This is a genomic window from Collimonas sp. GW821-FHT07E08 (assembly GCF_059418905.1).
Genome location: NZ_JBWKQR010000003.1, coordinates 25,653 through 45,197 on the forward strand (window position 1 = coordinate 25,653; position 19,545 = coordinate 45,197).

A 19,545-nucleotide genomic window follows, 5' to 3' on the forward strand; every position below is an offset into this window, starting at 1 on the left:
CTCAGCCCCCGCTATTCTTGAAGCGCGACAGGAAGCTGCGTGTCGCTTCCTGTGCCGGATTGTCGATGACGACAGCTGGCGGCCCGGATTCGACCACGACGCCGTCGCGCATGAAAATCACCTGGTCGGCGACTTCCTTGGCAAACGCGATTTCATGCGTCACCAGGATCATGGTCATGCCGTCCGCCGCCAGCGACCGGATGACGTTCAGCACTTCGCCCACCAGTTCAGGATCGAGCGCGGAAGTCGCTTCGTCGAACAGCATCACGTCGGGCTTCATGGCCAACGCCCTGGCGATCGCGACGCGCTGCTTTTGTCCGCCCGACAGCATGCCGGGATAGGCATCCGCGCGATCGCCCAGGCCAACCCGCTGCAGCAGGGCGTCGGCTGCGGCGCGCGCTTCCTGTTTCGGTATCTTCAGCACCGTCACCATGCCTTCCATCACATTCTGCTGCACGGTCATGTGCGGAAACAGGTTGAAGTGCTGGAACACCATGCCGGTCTTGGAGCGGAATTTGGCCAGGTCGCGCGCTTTCGGCAGCGCCGTCTTCTTGCCGTCGAAGACGATCGACTGGCCGCCGACATCGACTACGCCGGAGTCGGGGACCGTGAGCAGGTTGATGCAGCGTAGCAGGGTCGACTTGCCGGAGCCGGAGGGGCCGATCATCGCGACCACGGAACCTTTGCTGACCTGCAGGGAGATATCTTTCAGGACAACGTTATCGCCGAAACATTTCTTCAGGTTGCTGATGGAAATCATTGCGCCGTCCATTGTCACGCCTCCCGTCCGTCGGACATTTTTACTTCAAGCCGCTTGGCCAGGATCGTTGCCGGCAGCAAGATGATGAAATACAGGACGGCGATCAGCGAATAGATTTCCAGCGGGCGATAGGTATCGTGGGCGATGATCTGGCCCTGGTAGAGCAGGTCGGGCACCGCCAGCACCGACAGCAGCGAGGTGTTCTTCAGCTGCATGATGGACTGGCTGACCAGGGGCGGCGTCATGCGCTTGAATGCCTGCGGCAGCACCACGCGCCGCATCAGCTGGAACTGGGTCATGCCCAATGCCATGCCGGCCTCGGACTGCCCGGCATCGATGGAAATCACGCCGCCGCGGATGATTTCGGAGTAGAAGGCGCCGCCGTACAAGGTCAACGACAGCACCGCCGCCATGCCGGGCGTCAGTTCGATGCCGGTCAGGATCGGCAGCGCGTAATAGAACCAGATCAGCTGCACCAGCACCGGCGTGCACCTGAACAGTTCCACGTATGCCCGGAACGGTCCCGATATCCATGCCTTCGGCGACAGCCGGCACAAGCCTGTAATCAATCCGACCAGCAACCCCAATACGACGACGATGACGGTGTAGCCTAACGTGTAGCCAAAGCCTATGAAAATGATGTTCCTGTACTGCCAAAGCGTATGGAAATCCCACTGGTACATGCCTGCCTCACAGCTTAAAAGTGAACCTGGGGTGGAAAAGCGGTCGGAGGTACGCCGACCAGGGTTTGCATATTGGAAATGATGGTGCTTTTCACTTTGCCTGAGGCCCTGGCTTCTTCCAGCCAGGCATTCACCGATTTGGTGAATGCCTGGTCGGTCTGCTTGCGGATGCCGACATTGGTCGGGTTGGTTTCATCGGGAGACGGGAATACGATATGGCCGATGTTGGGCAGCTTGGTCAGCAAGGCGGTCGACAGGAGGATCACCAGCACCTGGCAATCGACGCGGCCGGATTGCAGCGCCATGGTGGCGGCAGCCGAAGTTTCAAACCGCAGCACGGTAGCCTTCGGCAATATCCTGGTGACCAGCTGGTCGTGGCTGGAGCCGACATCCACCGCAACCTTGACGGCAGGCGAATTGAGCTGCTCCCAGCGTTCAAAGTTAAACCCCTTCCTGGCGACGACCGTGTTGTAGTTCTGGAAAATGGGGACGGAAAAGTCGACCACTTCGCGCCGCGCCGGCGAGGGCGCCATGCCGAGCTGGCAATCGATCTTGTTGGTCTGGACGTCGAGCACGGCATTGCCCCAGGTTGTTTCCACCCACTCGGCCTCGACCTTGAGATATTTGGCAAGGTCGCGCCCCAGGTCCACCATGAAACCCCGCCATTCGCCGCTTGCCAGGTCCTTGGTGAAATACGGCGAAGCGCCGTTGATGGCGCCCATGCGCAGCTTGCCGGTGCGCTTGATCCTGGCGGCGGTCGATTCCGGTTCCTGCGAAAACGCCGGGCCGACTGCGGCCAGCGAGCCGATGGCAATGGTCTGGGCGATGAAATTGCGTCGATTGATTTGCATGTCTGCCTTCTGAAGGAGGATTGGCTGAAAAGGGTGTATCTGAAAAAGGGCGTATCTGAAAATACCCCGTTTGCAGCTGAAAGTCATCCGAAAATGCGCTTGCCGCTCCGCATCCATAAGCAAGATCAAGGCCCGTCGCCGCCGGCCTTCTTATCCATGTTTTATCCGTGTACTAAGATAATCTGAAAAAGATCCTTGACTCAAATTGTAGTGTGACTATAATTTCCGACGCCTGACCGGCGACAGCGCGGCTGCGATGCCGGCCGCGGCGCTGGCGCTGAATATTAAAAAGTTACTCTTGGGCCAACGCCTTGCGTTGTCCGATATTGAAGTAATAAATAGCAAATACCGCAGATACAGCAGGTACGACCAGGTACAGGCCGGAGACAGGAACAATGGAAATGCCACAGCTGGGGAGTTCGATCCGCGCGCGGCGTCATGCTATCAAGAAGACGCTGGTGCAAGTCGCGGCCGAAACCGGATTGACCGCGGGCTTCATTTCGCAGCTTGAACGCGGCCAGACCAGTCCTTCCATCACCTCGCTGGTGGTGATCGCCAAGGCGCTCGGCGTGGCGATCGGCGACCTGATCAAACAACCCGTGCAATTGCGGCCGGACACCTACCGCAGCCTGCGGCAGCCGTACTCGGTGGCCAGCGGCCGCGTCAAGTACGAACGGCTGTCGACGGTCTTCCCCGGCAGCCAGGTGCATTCGGTGAAGTTCACCATGCCGGCCGGCTACAAATCGGAAATGGTGTCGCACGAAGGCGATGAAATGATCTTCGTGCTGAGCGGCCAGGTCGGCTACACGGTAGGTAAAGACAATTATGTGCTGAATGTCGGCGACAGCCTGCATTTCGACGCCAATATCCCGCACAGCATCGAATCGCTGCCGCACGAGAACCGGGTGGCGGAAGTGATCTGGGTCGGCACCGTGGCGCTGTTCGACAGTCCGCAATCACCGGCGTGCCAGGAGCAGGAGCGGTTATTGCGCGGCACCGAATTTTTTTGAAGCGCAGGGCAAGCCTGTGGCACGGTTTTTGCAATTGCAAATTGATCTATTGCCCGGCTGCAGGCGCCTGGCAAGAGGCCGGCAACGATGCCGGCAATGACAGCGGAATGGAGTGACGATGTACCCAGAACCAAGCAAGCAGATATCCGGCGCCGTGCAGGCGCGAGGCCGCCGTGTTTAAGCCGGCCGTCTACAGCCGGCGCCGGCAGCAGCTGAAACAGCGGTTTTCCTCCGGCCTGCTGCTGTTGCCGGGCAATACCGACGTCTCCATGAACTACCTGCATAACCATTACTGGTTCCGCCAGGACTCGTCGTTTTCCTATTTCTTCGGCCTCGGCCAGCCGGACCTGGCGGCGCTGATCGATATCGACGCCGGCAGCGAGATACTGTTCGGCGACGATCCGAGCCTGGACGACGTGATCTGGGTCGGGCCGCAAACATCTTCCTTTGCGCAGCGCGCCGAAACGGTCGGCGTGGCTGCGGCGCAGCCGTACTCGCAGCTGGCCGGCGTGCTGGCGCAGGCGCGCCGCCAGGGCCGCACGATCCATTACTTGCCGCCTTATCGCGGCGAAACCGTACTCGAACTGGCGCGCCTGCTCGATTGCACTCCCGAGCAATGCAAGGCCGGCGCTTCCGAAAGCCTGATGGCGGCCGTGATCGCCTTGCGCGAAATCAAGGGCGACGAGGAAATCGCAGAAATAGAAAACGCCCTGGGCGTCACGCGCGACATGCACCTGGCCGCCATGCGGCAGGCCAAGGCCGGCGCCTATGAATACCAGGTGGTGGCGGCGATGGAAGGCATCATGCGCAGCCACGACCTGCAGAACGCCTACCCGATGATTTTTTCCCGCAGCGGCGAGATCCTGCATAACCGCGACCACAAGAATCTGTTGCAGGCGGGCGACCTGGTGGTCAACGATTCCGGCGCCTCCAGCGCCTTGGGTTACGCCAGCGACATCACGCGCACCTTCCCGGTCGGCGGCCGCTTCAGCGAGCGCCAGCGCAGCCTGTACGACATCGTGCTGGCCGCGCAGCAGTGCGCCATCGACGCCATGCGGCCGGGAGTCTCTTACCTGGAAGTGCACAAGCTGGCTGCCCGCCACATGGCGGCGGCGATGGCGGCGCTCGGGTTTTTCAACGGCACGCCGGAGCAGGTGGTGGAATCGGGCGCCTATGCCATCTGTTTCCCGCACGGCCTGGGCCATCAGCTGGGGCTGGATGTGCACGATATGGAAGGCCTGGGCGAGACCCGGGTCGGCTACGACGCCAGCGTCAGCCGCAGCGAACTGTTCGGCCTGCGCAACCTGCGCCTGGCCAAGCCGCTGCAGGCAGGCATGGTGGTGACGGTGGAGCCGGGCATGTATTTCATCCCGGCCCTGATCCAGCGCTGGCAGGCGGAGGCGCGCCACGGCACACTGATCAACTATGGCAAATTCATCGAGCACATCGATTTTGGCGGCATCCGCATCGAAGACGATGTGCTGGTGACCGGATCCGGGGCGCGGGTGCTGGGCCCGGCCATTCCTAAAACCTGCGCCGAGATCGAAGCGCTGATGGCGGCATGAAGGTGCTAGGAAGTTGCAGGCATGCGTTGTACATTGATTGAGCTTGTGTTTCTCTCGTGAATTATTGTTAAATACGCCAGTTTCACCATAACCTAAGGAAAGAGACCTATGATGAAAAGAAAACTGATCGCCAAGGCGGCGCTGCTCGCTGTCCTGTGCGCCACTGCCGGTTATGCGGCTGCGGCCAAGACCCTGGTGTTCTGCTCGGAGGGCAGCCCGGAGGGCTTTAACCCGCAGCTGTTCACCACCGGCACCACCTTCGATGCGTCGTCGGTGCCGATGTACAACCGCCTGGTCGAATTCGAGCTGGGCACCACCAAGCCGATTCCTGGCCTGGCTGAATCGTGGACCGTGTCGGAAGACGGCCTGACCTACACCTTCAAGCTGCGCAAGGGCGTCAAGTTCCACAGCAGCGCCAAGTTCAAGCCGACCCGCGATTTCAACGCCGACGACGTGCTGTTCTCGTTCAACCGCATGGGCGATCCCAGCCACCCGTACCACAAGCTGGCCGCCGGCCAGAGCTTCGGCTACTACCTGGACATGGGCATGGACAAGATCATCGACAAGGTGGAAAAGGTCGACGACAGCACCGTGGTGTTCAAGCTGAAGCATCCTGAAGCGCCGTTCATCGCCGACCTCGGCATGGATTTCGCCTCGATCCTGTCGGCCGAATATGCCGACAACATGAAGAAAGCCGGCACGCCTGAAGTGATCGACCGCGAGCCTATCGGCACCGGGCCGTTCCAGTTCGTGTCCTATCAAAAAGACGCGGTGATCCGTTACAAGGCCAACGACGCTTTCTGGGGCGGCCGGCCGAAGCTGGACAACCTGATCTATGCCATCACCCCCGATGCTTCGGTGCGTTACGCCAAGCTCAAGGCCAACGAGTGCCAGGTCATGGCGTATCCGAAACCGGCTGACATCGAATTGATGAAAGCCGATCCGGCCGTCACCATGATGACCAAGCCCGGCTTGAACATCGGCTACATCTCGTTCAATGTCGAGAAAAAGCCGTTCGACAACAAGCTGGTGCGCCAGGCGCTGAACATGGCGGTCGACAAGCAGACCATCCTCAAGACCGTCTACCAAGGCGCCGGCGTCCCAGCCAAGAACCCGATCCCGCCGACGCTGTGGGGTTATAACGACAAGATCAAGGATTACACCTACGATCCGGCCAAGGCCAAGGAATTGCTGGCCAAGGCCGGCTACCCGAACGGCGTCGAAGTCGAGATGTGGTACCTGCCGGTCACCCGCCCATACAACCCCGACGGCAAGCGCATGGCCGAACTGATCCAGGCCGACTGGGCCAAGATCGGCGTCAAGACCAAGCTCACCACCTACGAATGGACCGAATACCTGAAGCGCAGCAAGCAGGGCGACCAGCATTCGATGATGTTCGGCTGGTCCGGCGACAACGGCGATCCTGACAATTTCTTCGCGCCGCTGCTGGGCTGCGAAGGCGTCAAGGGCGGCGGCAATACCGCGCGCTGGTGCAACAAGGACTACGAAGCGCTGATCCAGAAAGCCAAGCTGACGCCGAAGCAGGACGAACGCGCCAAGCTGTACGAACAGGCCCAGGTGATCCTGCATGACGAAGCGCCATGGATTGACCTGGCCCACTCGGTGCGCTTCACGCCGGTGCGCAAGGAAGTGATCGGCTTCAAGATGGCCGTGTTCGCCCATCACCACTTCGAGAAGGTCGACCTGGCCAAGTAAGCCAGGCCGTGGTTTTGTTCTGATTAAGCCGCTCGCTATACGAAGTAGCGAGCGGCTTAAATTTACCGCTAGCATCAGACAGCACTGTTGCTGTCATCTTTCATCGAACAGGTAACGCCAATGTTTGGATTTCTCCTGCGCCGTGTCGGTTTGGTCATCCCGACCTTCCTCGGCATCACGCTGCTGGTGTTTTTACTGATACACCTCATACCAGGCAACGCCGTCGAAGCCATGACCGGCGAACGCGGCATGGACCCGGCCCGCTACGCGCAAATGGCGCACGACCTGGGCCTCGACCAGCCAATCTACATGCAATACCTGAATTACCTCGGCAACCTGTTCAAGGGCGACCTGGGCATGTCCATCATGACGCATACGTCAGTGCTGAGCGAATTCAAGACACTGTTTCCGGCGACGCTGGAACTGTCTTTCTGCGCCATCCTGTTTGCGCTGGTCGTCGGTTTGCCGGCCGGCATACTGGCCGCCCTGAAACGCAATACCGTGCTGGACTACTCGGTGATGGGCGCCTCCCTGACCGGCTATTCGATGCCGGTGTTCTGGTGGGCGCTGCTGCTGATCCTGCTGTTTTCCGTGACCCTGGGCTGGACCCCGGTCTCGGGCCGCATCGATATCCTGTTCGACGTGCCGCCGGTCACCGGCTTCATGCTGATCGACAGCCTGCTGTCGGACGATAGCGGCGCCTTCAAATCCGCGCTGTCGCACCTGATCCTTCCCACCATCGCCCTCGGCACCATCCCGCTGGCCGTGATTGCGCGCATGACGCGCTCCGCCATGCTGGAAGTCCTGCGCGAGGATTATGTACGCACCGCGCGCGCCAAAGGGCTGTCGCGGGCGCGGGTGGTGGCGGTGCATGCGCTGCGCAACGCCCTGATCCCGGTGGTGACGGTGGTCGGCCTGCAGGTCGGCACCTTGCTGGCCGGCGCGATCCTGACGGAAACCATCTTTTCCTGGCCCGGCATCGGCAAATGGCTGGTGGCGGCAATCCAGCGCCGCGATTATCCGGTGGTGCAGGGCGGCATCCTGCTGTCGGCGATCACCATCATCCTCGTCAATCTTGCCGTCGACCTGCTGTACGGCGTGATTAACCCACGTATCCGCCATCGCTCATGAACAACGTTAACGCAACGCCCGTCAGTGCGCCGCAAACTGATTCTCCACCGAAGGCAGGCGCCATCGCGCCGCCGCATCCGCTGCGCGAATTCTGGGGTTATTTCAGCCAGAACCGCGGCGCCGTGATCGGCCTTGCCATCATCATCGCCATGGTGCTGGCAGCCTTGTTCGCCGACGTCATCGCGCCGCATTCGCCGATCGAGCAGTTCCGCCAATCGACCCTGGTGCCGCCGGTCTGGCAAGCGGGCGGCAGCAGCCAGTTCCTGCTTGGCACCGATCCGGTCGGGCGCGACATGCTGTCGCGCCTGATCCACGGCGTGCGGCTGTCGCTGCTGATCGGCCTGGTGTCGATTTCGCTGTCGCTCACCACCGGCGTGCTGCTGGGCCTGCTGGCCGGTTATTTCCGCGGCCTGGTGGAAGTCGCCGTCATGCGCCTGATGGACATCATGCTGGCCTTGCCGAGCCTGCTGCTGGCCATTGCCGTGGTCGCCATCCTCGGACCGGGTTTGATGAATGCGATGTACGCGATTGCCGTCGTGATGCTGCCGCACTATGCGCGGCAGACGCGCGCCGCGGTGATCGGCGAGATGTCGCGCGATTATGTCAGCGCCTCGCGCATCGCCGGCGCCGGCACCTTGCGCATCATGTTCAACTGCGTCCTGCCCAACTGCCTGGCGCCCTTGATCGTGCAAGCCACGCTCGGCTTCTCGTCCGCCATCCTGGATGCGGCGGCGCTGGGTTTCCTCGGCATGGGCGCGCAGCCGCCGACGCCGGAATGGGGCTCGATGCTGGCCAGCGCCATGGAATTCATCCAGAGCGCCTGGTGGGTGGTGGCTTTCCCCGGCCTGGCGATCCTGATCTCGGTACTGGCGTTCAACCTGATGGGGGACGGCTTGCGCGATGCGCTCGACCCCAAACTGAAACGATAAGGCAGGACTATGGCACTGTTGGAAATTAAGCAGCTGCGAGTCGAATTCGGCTCGGCAGCATCGCCGTTCACCGCGGTCGACGGCCTCGACCTGAGCATCGAAGCCGGCGAAGTGGTCGGCATCGTCGGCGAATCCGGTTCCGGCAAGAGCGTCACCTCGCTGGCGCTGATGGGGCTGATCGACTACCCGGGCCGGGTCAAGGGCGAGCGCATGGCGTTCGACGGCCGCGACCTGCTGAAGATGCCTGAAAAGGAAAGGCGCGGCATGCTGGGCAAGGACATCGCCATGATCTTCCAGGATCCGATGACCAGCCTCAACCCGTCTTTTACGGTGGCGTACCAGTTGATCGAAACCTTGCGCGTGCACCAGGGCGGCTCCAGCAAGGAATTGCGCGCCAAGGCGCTGGCCCTGCTCAAGCAGGTCGACATTCCCGACCCGGAACGGCGCCTGGACGCCTACCCGCACCAGCTTTCCGGCGGCATGAGCCAGCGCGTGATGGTGGCGATTGCGATCGCCTGCAATCCGCGTTTGCTGATCGCCGACGAACCGACCACGGCGCTGGACGTCACGGTGCAGGCGCAGATGCTGGAATTGCTGCTGCAGCTGCAGCGCGACCGCGGCATGGCCCTGATGCTGATCACCCATGACCTGAGCGTGGTGGCCCAGACCGCGCAGCGGGTGGTGGTGATGTACGCCGGGCAGGTAGTGGAAACCGGTCGCGTGCCGGATATCTTCAATGCGCCGAAGCATCCCTACACCCAGGCGCTGTTGGCGGCGCTGCCGGAACACAATATCGGCCGCGCACGCTTGCAAACCATTCCCGGCGTAGTGCCCGGCCAGTACGACCGGCCCGCCGGCTGCCTGCTGAGCCCGCGCTGCGCCTATGCGCAAGACCGCTGCAGCCAGGTCCGGCCCGAGCTGGCGGGCGCGCCGCATGAGCAGGTGCGCTGCCATTTTCCGCTGGATGCGGGTGGCCGGCCGACTAACGGCTGGTCGGAAATATCCCGCAAGACACCCGATTTGACGCTGAGCAGTGGGGCCGCATGATGATGAACGCCAATATGAACGTGATCGCCAACCCGGTCACCTTGCTGGAAGCAAAAAACCTGGTCAAGCACTACAGCGTATCGCAAGGCTTGTTTAAACCGAAAGCGACGGCGCGCGCGCTGGACGGCGTGTCGTTCAGCCTGCAGCCCGGCAAGACGCTGGCGGTGGTGGGCGAATCCGGTTGCGGCAAGTCGACCCTGGCGCGCCAGATCACCATGATCGAACCGCCTACCGGCGGCGAGCTGTGGATGGACGGCGCCAATATCGCCGATGCCGACCGCGCCACCCTGAAGCGGGTGCGGCCGCTGGTGCAGATGGTGTTCCAGAATCCCTACGCCAGCCTGAACCCGCGCAAGAAGGTCGGGCAGATGCTGGAAGAGCCGCTGATCATCAATACCGGCCTGAACGCCGGCGAGCGCGCCGACAAGGCGCGCGCCATGATGGCCAAGGTCGGCCTGCGGCCGGAACACTACAGCCGCTATCCGCACATGTTTTCCGGCGGCCAGCGGCAACGGGTGGCGATTGCGCGCGCGCTGATGCTGGATCCGAAGGTGATCGTCGCCGATGAACCTGTATCCGCGCTCGACGTCTCGATCCAGGCGCAGGTGCTGAACCTGCTGATGGACCTGCAGCAGGCCAGCGGCGTTGCCTACCTGTTCATCTCGCATAACCTGTCGGTGGTCGAGCATATCGCCGACGACGTGCTGGTGATGTACCTTGGTAAAACCGTGGAGCACGGCAGCAAGCAGCAGGTGTTCAGCCGGCCGCTGCATCCCTATACCCGGGCGCTACTGGCCAGCACCCCGCGCATCGATCCGGCCCAGCGCCAGCAAAAGATGATGCTGCCGGGCGAACTGCCGTCGCCGCTGGCGCCGCCGCCGGGCTGCAGTTTCAACAACCGTTGCCCGTATGCGGTCGAACGCTGCCGGCAGGAAGTACCGGTCTTGCGCGAGTTTGGCGGCAGCATGGTGGCATGCCACCGGGTGGAAGAAATTCATTGACAGGACATGGCATGCTAAAGGCAAGGAAGCAGGGCGCGAAGCGGGGTAAGAAGCTGAAACTGGCGGCGGCAATCGGCGCGGCCGCGCTGCTGTGCGGCACGGCCAATATCGCGTTCGCGGCCAAGACGCTGGTGTTTTGCTCGGAAGGCAGCCCGGAGGGATTCAATCCGCAGCTGTTTACTACCGGCACCACTTTCGATGCGTCCTCGGTGCCTTTGTACAACCGCCTGGTGGCGTTTGAACTGGGCACCACCAAGATCGTCCCGGCGCTGGCGGAATCCTGGACGGTGTCGGATGACGGCCTGACCTACACCTTCAAACTGCGCAAGGGTGTCAAGTTCCACAGCAGCGCCAGGTTCAAGCCGACCCGCGATTTCAACGCCGACGACGTGCTGTTCTCGTTCAACCGCATGGCCGACGCCAGCCACCCGTTCCATCAGCTTGCTACCGGCGCCAGCTTCAGCTATTTCCTCGACATGGGCATGGACAAGATCGTCGACAAGGTCAGCAAGGCCGACGCCTACACCGTGGTCTTCAAGCTCAAGCATCCGGAAGCGCCGTTCATCGCCAACCTCGGCATGGACTTCGCCTCTATCCTGTCGGCCGAATATGCCGACAAGATGAAGGCGGCAGGCACGCCCGAGGTGATCGACCGCGAGCCTGTCGGCACCGGCCCGTTCCAGTTCGTGTCCTACCAAAAGGACGCGGTGATCCGCTACAAGGCTTTCGACGCCTATTGGGACGGCCGGCCGAAGCTGGACAACCTGGTTTTTGCGATCACGCCGGACGCCTCGGTGCGTTACGCCAAGCTGAAGGCCAATGAATGCCAGGTGATGGCGTTTCCCAAGCCGGCCGACATCGAACTGATGAAAGTCGATCCGGCCATCACCCTGCTGAGCAAGGAAGGCTTGAACGTCGGTTATATCTCGTTCAATGTCGAGAAAAAGCCGTTCGACAACAAGCTGGTGCGGCAAGCCCTGAACCTGGCCACCGACAAGCAGACGATCCTGAAGACGGTGTACCAGGGCGCCGGCCAGGTCGCCAAGAATCCGATCCCGCCCACGCTCTGGTCTTACGACAACAAGATCCAGGATTATGCCTACGATCCGGCCAAGGCCAAGGCTTTGCTGGCCAAGGCCGGTTATCCCAACGGCGTCGCGGTCGAACTGTGGTACCTGCCGGTGACCCGTCCCTACAATCCGGACGGCAAGCGCATGGCCGAGCTGATCCAGGCCGACTGGGCAAAGATCGGCGTCAAGGCCACGCTCGCCACCTACGAATGGACCGAGTACCTGAAGCGCAGCAAGCAGGGTGTCCAGCAGGCGATGATGTTCGGCTGGTCGGGCGACAACGGCGATCCCGACAATTTCCTTGCAACCTTGCTGGGCTGCGAATCGGTGCGCAGCGGCGGCAACACCGCGCGCTGGTGCGACAAGAATTTCGAGGCATTGATCCAGAAAGCCAAGCTGACGCCGAAGCAGGATGAGCGCGCCAAGCTGTATCAGCAAGCGCAGGCGATGGTGCATGAAGAAGCGCCATGGATACCGCTGGCGCACTCGCTGACGCATACGCCGATCCGCAAGCAGGTGATCGGCTTCAAGATGTCGGCGTTCGCGCTGCATGATTTCAGCAAGGTCGACCTCGGCAAGTAAAGTTGCCGTATTGCCGCTGTACAGCGGCAGGGCGCAATGCCTTGTTCCGTACCGACTGCCGGGTTATTGTGCATATTGCAATCCCGGCCGCTGAGATTGGCTGGCCGGGGACTGGCCGGGCTTGGTACAATGGCAGCTTATTCCTTCCCCTATCTATTCCAAGTCCATGATCGACATCCAACTTCTTCGCAAAGACATCGCTAGCGCCGCCGACCGCCTGGCCACGCGCAAATTCAAGCTCGACGTCAATAGCTTCAACGCCTTGGAAGCCGAACGCAAGCAAATCCAGACCCGTACCGAAGAGCTGCAGGGCCAGCGCAATTCGCTGTCCAAGCAGATCGGCATGCTGAAAGGCAAGGGCGAAGACGCCTCCGCCGTGATGGCTGAAGTCGCCGGCATCGGCGATGAATTGAAGGCGTCGGCAACCCGGCTCGACCAGGTGCAGGAACAGGTCAGCGCATTCTTGCTGGCGGTCCCGAACCTGCCGCACGAATCGGTGCCGGTCGGCGCCGATGAAGCCGGCAATGTCGAGGTGCGCAAAGTCGGCACGCCGCGCAGCTTCGATTTCGAAGCACGCGACCACGTCGATGTCGGCGCCGCGCTCGGCCTGGATTTCGACGTCGCCGCCAAGATCACCGGCTCGCGCTTTTCCGTCATGAAGGGCGGCATCGCCCGCCTGCACCGCGCGCTGGGCCAGTTCATGCTCGATACGCAAACCGCCGAGCACGGCTACACCGAGTGCTATACGCCTTACATCGTAAACGCCGATTCGCTGCGCGGCACCGGCCAGCTGCCAAAATTTGAAGAAGACCTGTTTGCGGTCAAGAAGGGCGGCCAGGAAGGCGAGCAGGCCGCCGACGCCGCGGCGCTGTACCTGATCCCGACGGCGGAAGTGCCGCTGACCAATATCGTGCGCGACGAAATCCTCGCCGGCGACACGCTGCCGCTCAAGATGGTTGCGCATTCGCCGTGCTTCCGCTCGGAAGCCGGCAGCTATGGCCGCGACACGCGCGGCATGATCCGCCAGCACCAGTTCGACAAGGTCGAAATGGTGCAGATCGTGCATCCGGAAAAATCCTATGAAGTGCTGGAGGAAATGGTCGGCCACGCAGAAAACATCCTGAAGAAGCTCGGCCTGCCGTATCGCGTGGTGTCCTTGTGCACCGGCGATATCGGTTTCGGCTCAGCCAAGACCTATGACCTGGAAGTATGGCTGCCGGCGCAAAACACCTACCGCGAAATTTCCTCTGTCTCCAACTTCGAGGCATTCCAGGCGCGCCGCATGCAAGCGCGATTCCGCAATGCGCAGGGCAAGACCGAACTGGTGCACACCCTGAACGGTTCCGGCCTGGCGGTCGGACGGACGCTGGTGGCGATACTGGAGAACTTCCAGCAGGCGGACGGCAGCGTGGAGATCCCCGCGGTGCTGCATCCGTACATGGGCGGCATCACCAGGTTGAGCGCTAAGTAATTGATTTGACAGGGCTATTTTGCATTGTTCAAACGCTGGATCCGGCAGTGGAATGGCTTGAATAAAAAGTCATTCCATAGTCAAAAAGAGTCTGCTATAATCTTGCGCTTTGCTGCATTAAACACAGCAAGTCGACCGAAAACCGGAGAGGTGGCAGAGTGGTCGAATGTACTTGACTCGAAATCAAGCGTACGTTAAATCGTACCGTGGGTTCGAATCCCACCCTCTCCGCCAAAACACTGAAGACCCCTTGATTTTATTGATAAATCAAGGGGTTTTTCATTTCAACTATCAAATCAGCACAAATTGAATTCCCTCTGTTTTGTTCGCATTGCGTATGTGTCTATTGGCTGGTCCTGACTGCCCGTAATTCATCCGAAATGTTCAATCAATAATTCAGTGAGGACCCGTATCTTTCGCGCGGGGTGGCGCCCTGGCGGCCGAACGACGAAGATGCCGGCTTCGGGGAGCGGGTAGCGACTCATCACGGGAACCAGCGCGCCTGACGCCACAGCCTTTTCAGTCAAAAAATCCGGTAGTGCGGCTATGCCGAGCCCTGCGACGGCGGCCGCCGCAAGGGCTGCTCCGTTGTCCGCCTTGAAGCGGCCCTGAGGATGGACGGCGATCGTCTTATCGCCGTCGATGAAACGCCATGTCTCGGTGCCTTGCATGAGGATCTGGTGTGTGTGGAGTTCGTCAGGCGTGTCCGGAGCTCCATGCTCCTTGATGTAGCCAGGGCTGGCGACGAGCCTTCCCCAGATCGGCCCGATGCGCCGCGCGATCAGATTGGAGTCGTTCAGGTAACCCACCCGAACGGCACAGTCGAAACCTTCTCCAACGATGTCGACGAAATGATCGCTGTAGCAAGTATGCACATGGAGGAGCGGATGCCTCCGTGCCAACTCTGCCAGCACTGGCGCCAGATGTGTCGTGCCGAATGACAGTGGCGCTGCGATCCGCAGATTGCCGCGCAGATCGCCTGCGGGCAGGATCGTTTCTCGCGCAACGTCGATCTCGGCGCAAATCCGCGCGGCGTGCTCGCGGAACGTGACACCTGCCTCCGTGAGCGCGGCGCCACGGGTCGTTCGGGCGAGGAGTTGGACGCCGAGATCCGCTTCCAGCCGGAACAGCCGCCGACTGACGATGGACTTGGAAACGCCGAGGCGCCGGGCCGCCGATGAAACGCCACCAGAGTCGGCAACCTCAACAAAGGTTTGCAGGTCTTCAATATCTAGCATGTGTGTTCCATTTTTTGCGACACAGATTACCAAAAATCAACACTAGCACACTATATATAGGAACGATATCCTTGGTTTCGTTGGAGGACAAGGATCCTTGCCTAACGCTGATTCACGAGTCCGGGAGTCCGCCCCATGATCGAGCACCGACCTTTTGCAGAGATAGGGAGTCTGGACATCGGCTGGCTGAATGCGAAGCGCCATTTGCCGTATGCGAATCCGTGCCATCGGCGCTGGAATTCTTCGCTGGCGAAATCTGGTCGGGCGGCGGTTCGCTGACCTTTACCGGAGCCTCCGTTTTCTCCGCGGCACACGAGCTGCCGATCGTAGGGGCCGTCGCGTTCTACAACTCGGCATTCCGCTTGCGCCGACCAACGGCGACCTATCCCTTCGCCGACTGATTGGCACTTGCCACAAAAGACAAATCTTTACTTCAAATCGAAAGGATACGTACGATGACACTCCCAACCAAACAGTCAGGCCGATCTGCGGCGGTTACCGGGGCCGGTGGCGGCCTCGGTCGAGATATCGCACTCGGACTTGCCGCCAAAGGCTATAACGTTTTTGGCACGGCCATGTCGATAGCAGAAGTGCAGGATTTGAAGGACGCCTCGGGCGGGCGCGTCAGCCTGACTGTCTGCGACATGACCAAAGAAGAGGCCGTGAAAGCATGGGCCGGCAATGTGTCCGATGCGCTCGGCAATGCCGGCCTTGATCTCTTGATCAACAACGCAGGCATTCTTACCCCGGGACCGATTGAAGTTTTGTCGCTTGACGCTATCCGGCGCGAGTTCGACGTCAATGTTTTCGGCGCCCTTTCAGTCATGAATGCCTTCCTGCCGGCACTGCGCAAGACGCGCGGCCGCATCGTCCAGGTCAGCACCTGGACGGCGAGCGTACCGCTCCCCTTCAATGGGCCGTCTGGCGCGTCGAAGGCGGCCATGGAGGTGTTTGCGGACGTCTACCGCGCCGAACTGAAGTCCTTTGGGATAGATGTCGTCATAGCGGCTGCGGGCAATATGAGAACAGGCGGGCCGGCGAAAACCGCAGCGGCGCTTGCACGCGTCGCCGATGAAATGACGTCCGGACAACGCGAACTGTACGGACAGTCCTTCGGCACGTTCGCGACTACGCTCAACGCCATGCAAAACAGCGGTCTCGACTCCGCCTCGGCCGCCGCACGCGTGATCGAGCTGGCCGAGCAGGTGCCTGCGCCGAGCCTGGCTCCGGTAGGTGATGACGCCGCCGAAATGCTACGGGCCGCACGAGAGAAATCCTACGCTGAACTGGATGCGCTGCGCCTCCACGTTGTCGGCCTGGATTAGAGTCATCCGGCAGATCCACATTTTACGAGGCAGTCGAAGCTTCTCGGCCTCGACCGTCCTGAGCACTTTTAAACAACGAAGGAGAAATGAAATGACTCTCAATAACACCCTTCATCGAGGACTCTGGGCTGCTGTTTTTGCGATCAATGCTGCCATGCTCGTCTCGCCTCAAACCGCACAGGCTAAGGATGCTCAAGCGAAAGCCGATATCGTGCTGGTCGATTCGCGCGATAAGCATGCCGTTCGCAACGTCAACAACGTTCTCACGCTCTATCAAATGATGATCAATGAGAACAGGGCGGAAGAAGGCACGGCCAGGTTTCTTGTTCCAGGTTATGTCCAGCACAATCCGTTGATTGCTGACGGCTCCGTGGCACTTGGCAAATATTTCGCCAGCGTCAAATCGGCGCACCCAAGTGCTCATGTTGTTGTTCACAAGATCATCGCCGTCGGGGATTACGTGTTTGCGCATGTGAATTTTGTTAACCTGCTCACGGATGACCCCAACGACACTGGGGTCGCTGGCGTCGATATCTACAAGATGAACGCCGAAGGAAAGGCTGTTGAGCATTGGGACACGCTGCAGGTTGTCGGCGATCCGAAAAATTCGGCTCCCTGGGCCAGCCCGAATATCCCCCGCGCCAATTCGCAAGGCATGTTCTGACATAGAGGCGGCGCGGAGATTGCCTTCAGGATCACGGGCAAGCTCTTCGGAGTGGGAGCACGGATCCGGCAACTCAGCGAGCAGGGAGGGGGAAATGTTTGATTGCATTGATTAGCGCGCGTAAGCCCGCCGAAACGTGCCGATGCCCAGGGTAGTAGAGGCAGACGCCAGGAAATGCGGGGCACCAATCCTCCAGGACGCGTTCGAGTATGCCGCTCTTGAGCGAATCGATAACCAGGAAATCGGGGATAAACGCGATCCCGATGCCGTCGATGGCGGCATCCACCATCAATACCTGATCGGTCAGGGTGAGCGGCCCTTTGACGTCAATTGTTTCGACGATGCCATGGCGTTCAAATTCCCAGCGATAGATCAAGCCGCTGTCAAATCGAAAGCAAATGCAATCGTGCCGATGTAAATCCTGAGGAACCTGTGGCCGGCCGTGCGCGGCAAGATAGCCGGGGGAAGCCACAGCGGCGAAGCTGACGGTTTCTGTCAGGTGCACCGCGACCATGTCTTGCGGTACCGCTTCCGCCAGGCGAATGCCGGCGTCGAAGCCTTCGGCAACGATGTCGCCAAGTCTGCCGTCGGTGACAATGTCAAGGTGCATCAGCGGATGATCGCGCAGGAAGCCTGCGAGTATCGGTCGCAGGATCATGCGTATCGCCACATCGCTGGCGTTGATCCTTACAGTTCCGCTCGGCGTATTCCGCAAATCTTCGACTTCGTGCATCGCGTCCGCGACAGACGCAATCGCATGACGCAGTTTCGCGGCGAGCCGTTCTCCCGCATCCGTCAATGCGATGCTACGGGTAGTCCGGTTGAACAGACGTACGCCAATGCGTTCTTCCAGGTTTCTGATCGAATGACTGATCGCCGAGGGTGTTACATCAAATTCGATGGCCGTTGCGCGAAAGCTGCGATTCTTTGCCGCTGACAGGAACACAGTCATGGCGAAGAGATCGTGACCTTTTAATTGGTGAAATTCATTCATCAGTGTATAAAATTTAACGAGATAGTATCAATAATGATGATCCCATAGAATTAAGACAAGATCAAAAGGAGAACCATCTTGGCTTAACACGGTACCTACACCCCTGGAAAAGTCACGATCCCATCGCTTGAGGAAGATGTTGTCGGCGTCCTGTATCGCTCTGGGGCGTGTTGACATTTACTTCAGCCACAGCGCCGAAGCCGATGTTTCTTTCTGAATGTCATATTGTTTTTATATCAAATGCTCTACAAAGTAGTCTGACCACCAACCATAAGGAGTACCCATGTCACAGAAAATCCTGATCACAGGCGCTAGTTCCGGCTTCGGCCGCGGCGCGGCGATTGAGCTTGCGCGTCTCGGCCACAAGGTGGTGGCCACGGCCGAAACCTGGCCGCAGGTTCGCAGCTTGCGCGCCGACGCCGCCGAGGCGGGGGTCACCCTTGAGGTGATCAAGCTGAACCTGCTCGACGCTATCGACATTGCCCACGCCGGCTCCTTTGACCCCGACGTGCTGGTGCTCAACGCCGGCGTCATGGAGGGTGGTTCCATGGTCGACATTCCCATGCAGCGGGTGCGAGAGTCGTTCGATATCAACGTGTTCGGGCACCTGCAGCTGGTCCAGGCCATCGTACCGAAGATGGTGGCCCGCAAGGCTGGGAAGATCGTGTGGACCTCGTCGATGGGCGGCGTCCTGGTGGTCCCTTTCCTTGGCGCATACTGCGCAACCAAGCACGCGATCGAGGCTATCGCTGGCTCGATGAAGGCCGAGCTCGCACCCTACGGCGTCAAAGTCGCTACCGTCAACCCCGGTGTCTTCGGCACCGGCTTCAACGACACCGGTGCCGAGAGTTACGTCCAGTGGTACGACGCTGACTCCGCCGTTGTACCGATGCCTGACTTCGGCGGCAGCTTGGCCGGGCAGGCCGACCCGCAGGAAATGATCGATGCCATGGTTGAGATCATCCCCGCCGACAAGCATCTGTATCGCACCATGCGTCCGCTCGCGACAATCGATGCGGCGAAGCAGTGGCAAGAGACGGAGTGGACCCAAAATGCCTGATCTGAGACTCGACTACGCGTGCCGGATCGTAGCTCAGGGCCGTGCTGCTGCCAAGGAAGCCGGTCTGAAAGCGGTCTTCGCGATTCTCGACACCGGCGCGCATCTGGTGATGTTCTCGCGGATGGACGGCGCGTGGCTGGCATCCAACGAGCTAGCTATCGCCAAGGCGCGTACATCCGTGATGTTCCAGGCACCGAGCGAGGCACTGAACTCCCCGCTGCAAGTGGGCGAGCCACTTTCGCATTTCGATCACATTCATGCGGGGGGGCTGCTGTTGATGGGAGGCGGTCTCCCGCTGTTTGACGGCGATGGCGTGCTGATTGGCGCGCTCGGCGTGTCTGGCGGGACTCCGGAACAGGACGCGGCACTGGCATGCGCGGCTGCCGCCTGATGCGTGTCACGCATTCGCCGCGGTCGCCGAGGGAGAGTGGACGAGCATGATCGACAC

19 protein-coding genes and 1 tRNA gene are annotated in these 19,545 nt (G+C 60.5%); 15 read left to right on the forward strand and 5 right to left on the reverse strand.

The window, feature by feature from the left end:
* Window position 1: 1 nt before the first annotated feature.
* From AC07RZ_RS04565 to AC07RZ_RS04575, 3 genes are read right to left on the reverse strand one after another with little or no spacing between them, the layout of a single operon-like run.
* Window positions 2-760, reverse strand: a complete 759-nt coding sequence (locus tag AC07RZ_RS04565) for an amino acid ABC transporter ATP-binding protein (protein WP_494667060.1) — start codon at window positions 758-760, stop codon at window positions 2-4.
* Between the two features lie 14 nt (window positions 761-774).
* Window positions 775-1,443, reverse strand: a complete 669-nt coding sequence (locus tag AC07RZ_RS04570; RefSeq protein ID WP_494667061.1) for an amino acid ABC transporter permease — start codon at window positions 1,441-1,443, stop codon at window positions 775-777.
* Between the two features lie 14 nt (window positions 1,444-1,457).
* Window positions 1,458-2,294, reverse strand: a complete 837-nt coding sequence (locus AC07RZ_RS04575; RefSeq protein ID WP_494667062.1) for a transporter substrate-binding domain-containing protein — start codon at window positions 2,292-2,294, stop codon at window positions 1,458-1,460.
* A 395-nt stretch (window positions 2,295-2,689) separates the two neighbouring features.
* Here AC07RZ_RS04575 and AC07RZ_RS04580 point away from each other — a divergent pair, with 395 nt between their 5' ends.
* The 10 genes from AC07RZ_RS04580 to AC07RZ_RS04625 all read left to right on the forward strand — a co-directional run bounded on the left by AC07RZ_RS04580 (window position 2,690) and on the right by AC07RZ_RS04625 (window position 14,050).
* Window positions 2,690-3,304, forward strand: coding sequence for a helix-turn-helix domain-containing protein (locus AC07RZ_RS04580; protein WP_494667063.1), 615 nt, complete (start codon window positions 2,690-2,692; stop codon window positions 3,302-3,304).
* A 173-nt stretch (window positions 3,305-3,477) separates the two neighbouring features.
* Window positions 3,478-4,869, forward strand: coding sequence for an aminopeptidase P family protein (locus AC07RZ_RS04585; RefSeq protein ID WP_494667064.1), 1,392 nt, complete (start codon window positions 3,478-3,480; stop codon window positions 4,867-4,869).
* A 108-nt stretch (window positions 4,870-4,977) separates the two neighbouring features.
* Complete coding sequence (locus tag AC07RZ_RS04590; protein ID WP_494667065.1) at window positions 4,978-6,585, forward strand: ABC transporter substrate-binding protein; 1,608 nt, start codon at window positions 4,978-4,980, stop codon at window positions 6,583-6,585.
* A gap of 120 nt (window positions 6,586-6,705) precedes the next feature.
* Window positions 6,706-7,716, forward strand: a complete 1,011-nt coding sequence (locus AC07RZ_RS04595) for an ABC transporter permease subunit (protein ID WP_494667066.1) — start codon at window positions 6,706-6,708, stop codon at window positions 7,714-7,716.
* Complete coding sequence (locus AC07RZ_RS04600; protein WP_494667067.1) at window positions 7,713-8,645, forward strand: ABC transporter permease subunit; 933 nt, start codon at window positions 7,713-7,715, stop codon at window positions 8,643-8,645. Before AC07RZ_RS04595 ends, AC07RZ_RS04600 begins: the two co-directional genes overlap by 4 nt.
* Window positions 8,646-8,654: 9 nt before the next feature.
* Complete coding sequence (locus AC07RZ_RS04605) at window positions 8,655-9,692, forward strand: oligopeptide/dipeptide ABC transporter ATP-binding protein (protein ID WP_494667068.1); 1,038 nt, start codon at window positions 8,655-8,657, stop codon at window positions 9,690-9,692.
* Window positions 9,689-10,693, forward strand: a complete 1,005-nt coding sequence (locus AC07RZ_RS04610) for a peptide ABC transporter ATP-binding protein (protein WP_494667069.1) — start codon at window positions 9,689-9,691, stop codon at window positions 10,691-10,693. The genes AC07RZ_RS04605 and AC07RZ_RS04610 overlap by 4 nt, the downstream gene beginning before the upstream one ends.
* Window positions 10,694-10,704: 11 nt before the next feature.
* Window positions 10,705-12,345 (forward strand): ABC transporter substrate-binding protein, encoded by a 1,641-nt coding sequence (locus AC07RZ_RS04615; RefSeq protein WP_494667070.1) that lies wholly within the window; start codon window positions 10,705-10,707, stop codon window positions 12,343-12,345.
* A gap of 166 nt (window positions 12,346-12,511) precedes the next feature.
* Complete coding sequence (serS, locus tag AC07RZ_RS04620) at window positions 12,512-13,816, forward strand: serine--tRNA ligase (RefSeq protein WP_092393503.1); 1,305 nt, start codon at window positions 12,512-12,514, stop codon at window positions 13,814-13,816.
* Between the two features lie 144 nt (window positions 13,817-13,960).
* Window positions 13,961-14,050 (forward strand) — tRNA-Ser (locus AC07RZ_RS04625).
* A gap of 137 nt (window positions 14,051-14,187) precedes the next feature.
* On the opposite strand, the gene AC07RZ_RS04630 is transcribed toward AC07RZ_RS04625, so the two are convergent.
* Window positions 14,188-15,054 (reverse strand): LysR family transcriptional regulator, encoded by an 867-nt coding sequence (locus AC07RZ_RS04630; protein WP_494667071.1) that lies wholly within the window; start codon window positions 15,052-15,054, stop codon window positions 14,188-14,190.
* Between the two features lie 221 nt (window positions 15,055-15,275).
* On the opposite strand from AC07RZ_RS04630, the gene AC07RZ_RS04635 reads away from it, so the two are divergent.
* From AC07RZ_RS04635 to AC07RZ_RS04645, 3 genes are all read left to right on the forward strand, one after another.
* Complete coding sequence (locus AC07RZ_RS04635) at window positions 15,276-15,455, forward strand: hypothetical protein (protein WP_494667072.1); 180 nt, start codon at window positions 15,276-15,278, stop codon at window positions 15,453-15,455.
* A 54-nt stretch (window positions 15,456-15,509) separates the two neighbouring features.
* Window positions 15,510-16,379 carry an SDR family NAD(P)-dependent oxidoreductase gene (locus AC07RZ_RS04640; protein WP_494667073.1) on the forward strand — a complete coding sequence of 290 codons (870 nt, stop codon included), beginning with the start codon at window positions 15,510-15,512 and terminating at the stop codon, window positions 16,377-16,379.
* Window positions 16,380-16,470: 91 nt separating this feature from the next.
* On the forward strand, window positions 16,471-17,043 hold the full coding sequence (locus AC07RZ_RS04645) for a nuclear transport factor 2 family protein (protein ID WP_494667074.1): 573 nt from the start codon (window positions 16,471-16,473) through the stop codon (window positions 17,041-17,043).
* 73 nt (window positions 17,044-17,116) lie between these two features.
* Here AC07RZ_RS04645 and AC07RZ_RS04650 read toward each other — a convergent pair whose 3' ends face one another.
* A complete protein-coding gene (locus tag AC07RZ_RS04650; RefSeq protein WP_494667075.1) occupies window positions 17,117-18,037 on the reverse strand; it encodes a LysR family transcriptional regulator in 921 nt (306 codons plus the stop codon).
* A gap of 283 nt (window positions 18,038-18,320) precedes the next feature.
* On the opposite strand from AC07RZ_RS04650, the gene AC07RZ_RS04655 reads away from it, so the two are divergent.
* Window positions 18,321-19,097: an SDR family oxidoreductase gene (locus AC07RZ_RS04655; RefSeq protein ID WP_494667076.1), complete on the forward strand. Its 777-nt coding sequence runs from the start codon at window positions 18,321-18,323 to the stop codon at window positions 19,095-19,097.
* Window positions 19,090-19,488: a GlcG/HbpS family heme-binding protein gene (locus AC07RZ_RS04660; protein ID WP_494667077.1), complete on the forward strand. Its 399-nt coding sequence runs from the start codon at window positions 19,090-19,092 to the stop codon at window positions 19,486-19,488. The genes AC07RZ_RS04655 and AC07RZ_RS04660 overlap by 8 nt, the downstream gene beginning before the upstream one ends.
* Window positions 19,489-19,545: the final 57 nt, after the last annotated feature.

Excerpts from the sequence above, each read along its gene's own strand:
- AC07RZ_RS04575 (WP_494667062.1), bottom strand. The coding sequence starts at position 2,294 with ATGCAAATCAATCGACGCAATTTCATCGCCCAGACCATTGCCATCGGC.
- AC07RZ_RS04600 (WP_494667067.1), top strand. The coding sequence starts at position 7,713 with ATGAACAACGTTAACGCAACGCCCGTCAGTGCGCCGCAAACTGATTCT.
- AC07RZ_RS04595 (WP_494667066.1), top strand. The coding sequence starts at position 6,706 with ATGTTTGGATTTCTCCTGCGCCGTGTCGGTTTGGTCATCCCGACCTTC.
- AC07RZ_RS04640 (WP_494667073.1), top strand. The coding sequence starts at position 15,510 with ATGACACTCCCAACCAAACAGTCAGGCCGATCTGCGGCGGTTACCGGG.
- AC07RZ_RS04580 (WP_494667063.1), top strand. The coding sequence starts at position 2,690 with ATGGAAATGCCACAGCTGGGGAGTTCGATCCGCGCGCGGCGTCATGCT.
- AC07RZ_RS04570 (WP_494667061.1), bottom strand. The coding sequence starts at position 1,443 with ATGTACCAGTGGGATTTCCATACGCTTTGGCAGTACAGGAACATCATT.
- AC07RZ_RS04590 (WP_494667065.1), top strand. The coding sequence starts at position 4,978 with ATGATGAAAAGAAAACTGATCGCCAAGGCGGCGCTGCTCGCTGTCCTG.
- AC07RZ_RS04630 (WP_494667071.1), bottom strand. The coding sequence starts at position 15,054 with ATGCTAGATATTGAAGACCTGCAAACCTTTGTTGAGGTTGCCGACTCT.
- AC07RZ_RS04605 (WP_494667068.1), top strand. The coding sequence starts at position 8,655 with ATGGCACTGTTGGAAATTAAGCAGCTGCGAGTCGAATTCGGCTCGGCA.
- AC07RZ_RS04615 (WP_494667070.1), top strand. The coding sequence starts at position 10,705 with ATGCTAAAGGCAAGGAAGCAGGGCGCGAAGCGGGGTAAGAAGCTGAAA.
- serS (WP_092393503.1), top strand. The coding sequence starts at position 12,512 with ATGATCGACATCCAACTTCTTCGCAAAGACATCGCTAGCGCCGCCGAC.
- AC07RZ_RS04565 (WP_494667060.1), bottom strand. The coding sequence starts at position 760 with ATGATTTCCATCAGCAACCTGAAGAAATGTTTCGGCGATAACGTTGTC.
- AC07RZ_RS04610 (WP_494667069.1), top strand. The coding sequence starts at position 9,689 with ATGATGATGAACGCCAATATGAACGTGATCGCCAACCCGGTCACCTTG.
- AC07RZ_RS04650 (WP_494667075.1), bottom strand. The coding sequence starts at position 18,037 with ATGAATGAATTTCACCAATTAAAAGGTCACGATCTCTTCGCCATGACT.
- AC07RZ_RS04645 (WP_494667074.1), top strand. The coding sequence starts at position 16,471 with ATGACTCTCAATAACACCCTTCATCGAGGACTCTGGGCTGCTGTTTTT.
- AC07RZ_RS04655 (WP_494667076.1), top strand. The coding sequence starts at position 18,321 with ATGTCACAGAAAATCCTGATCACAGGCGCTAGTTCCGGCTTCGGCCGC.
- AC07RZ_RS04660 (WP_494667077.1), top strand. The coding sequence starts at position 19,090 with ATGCCTGATCTGAGACTCGACTACGCGTGCCGGATCGTAGCTCAGGGC.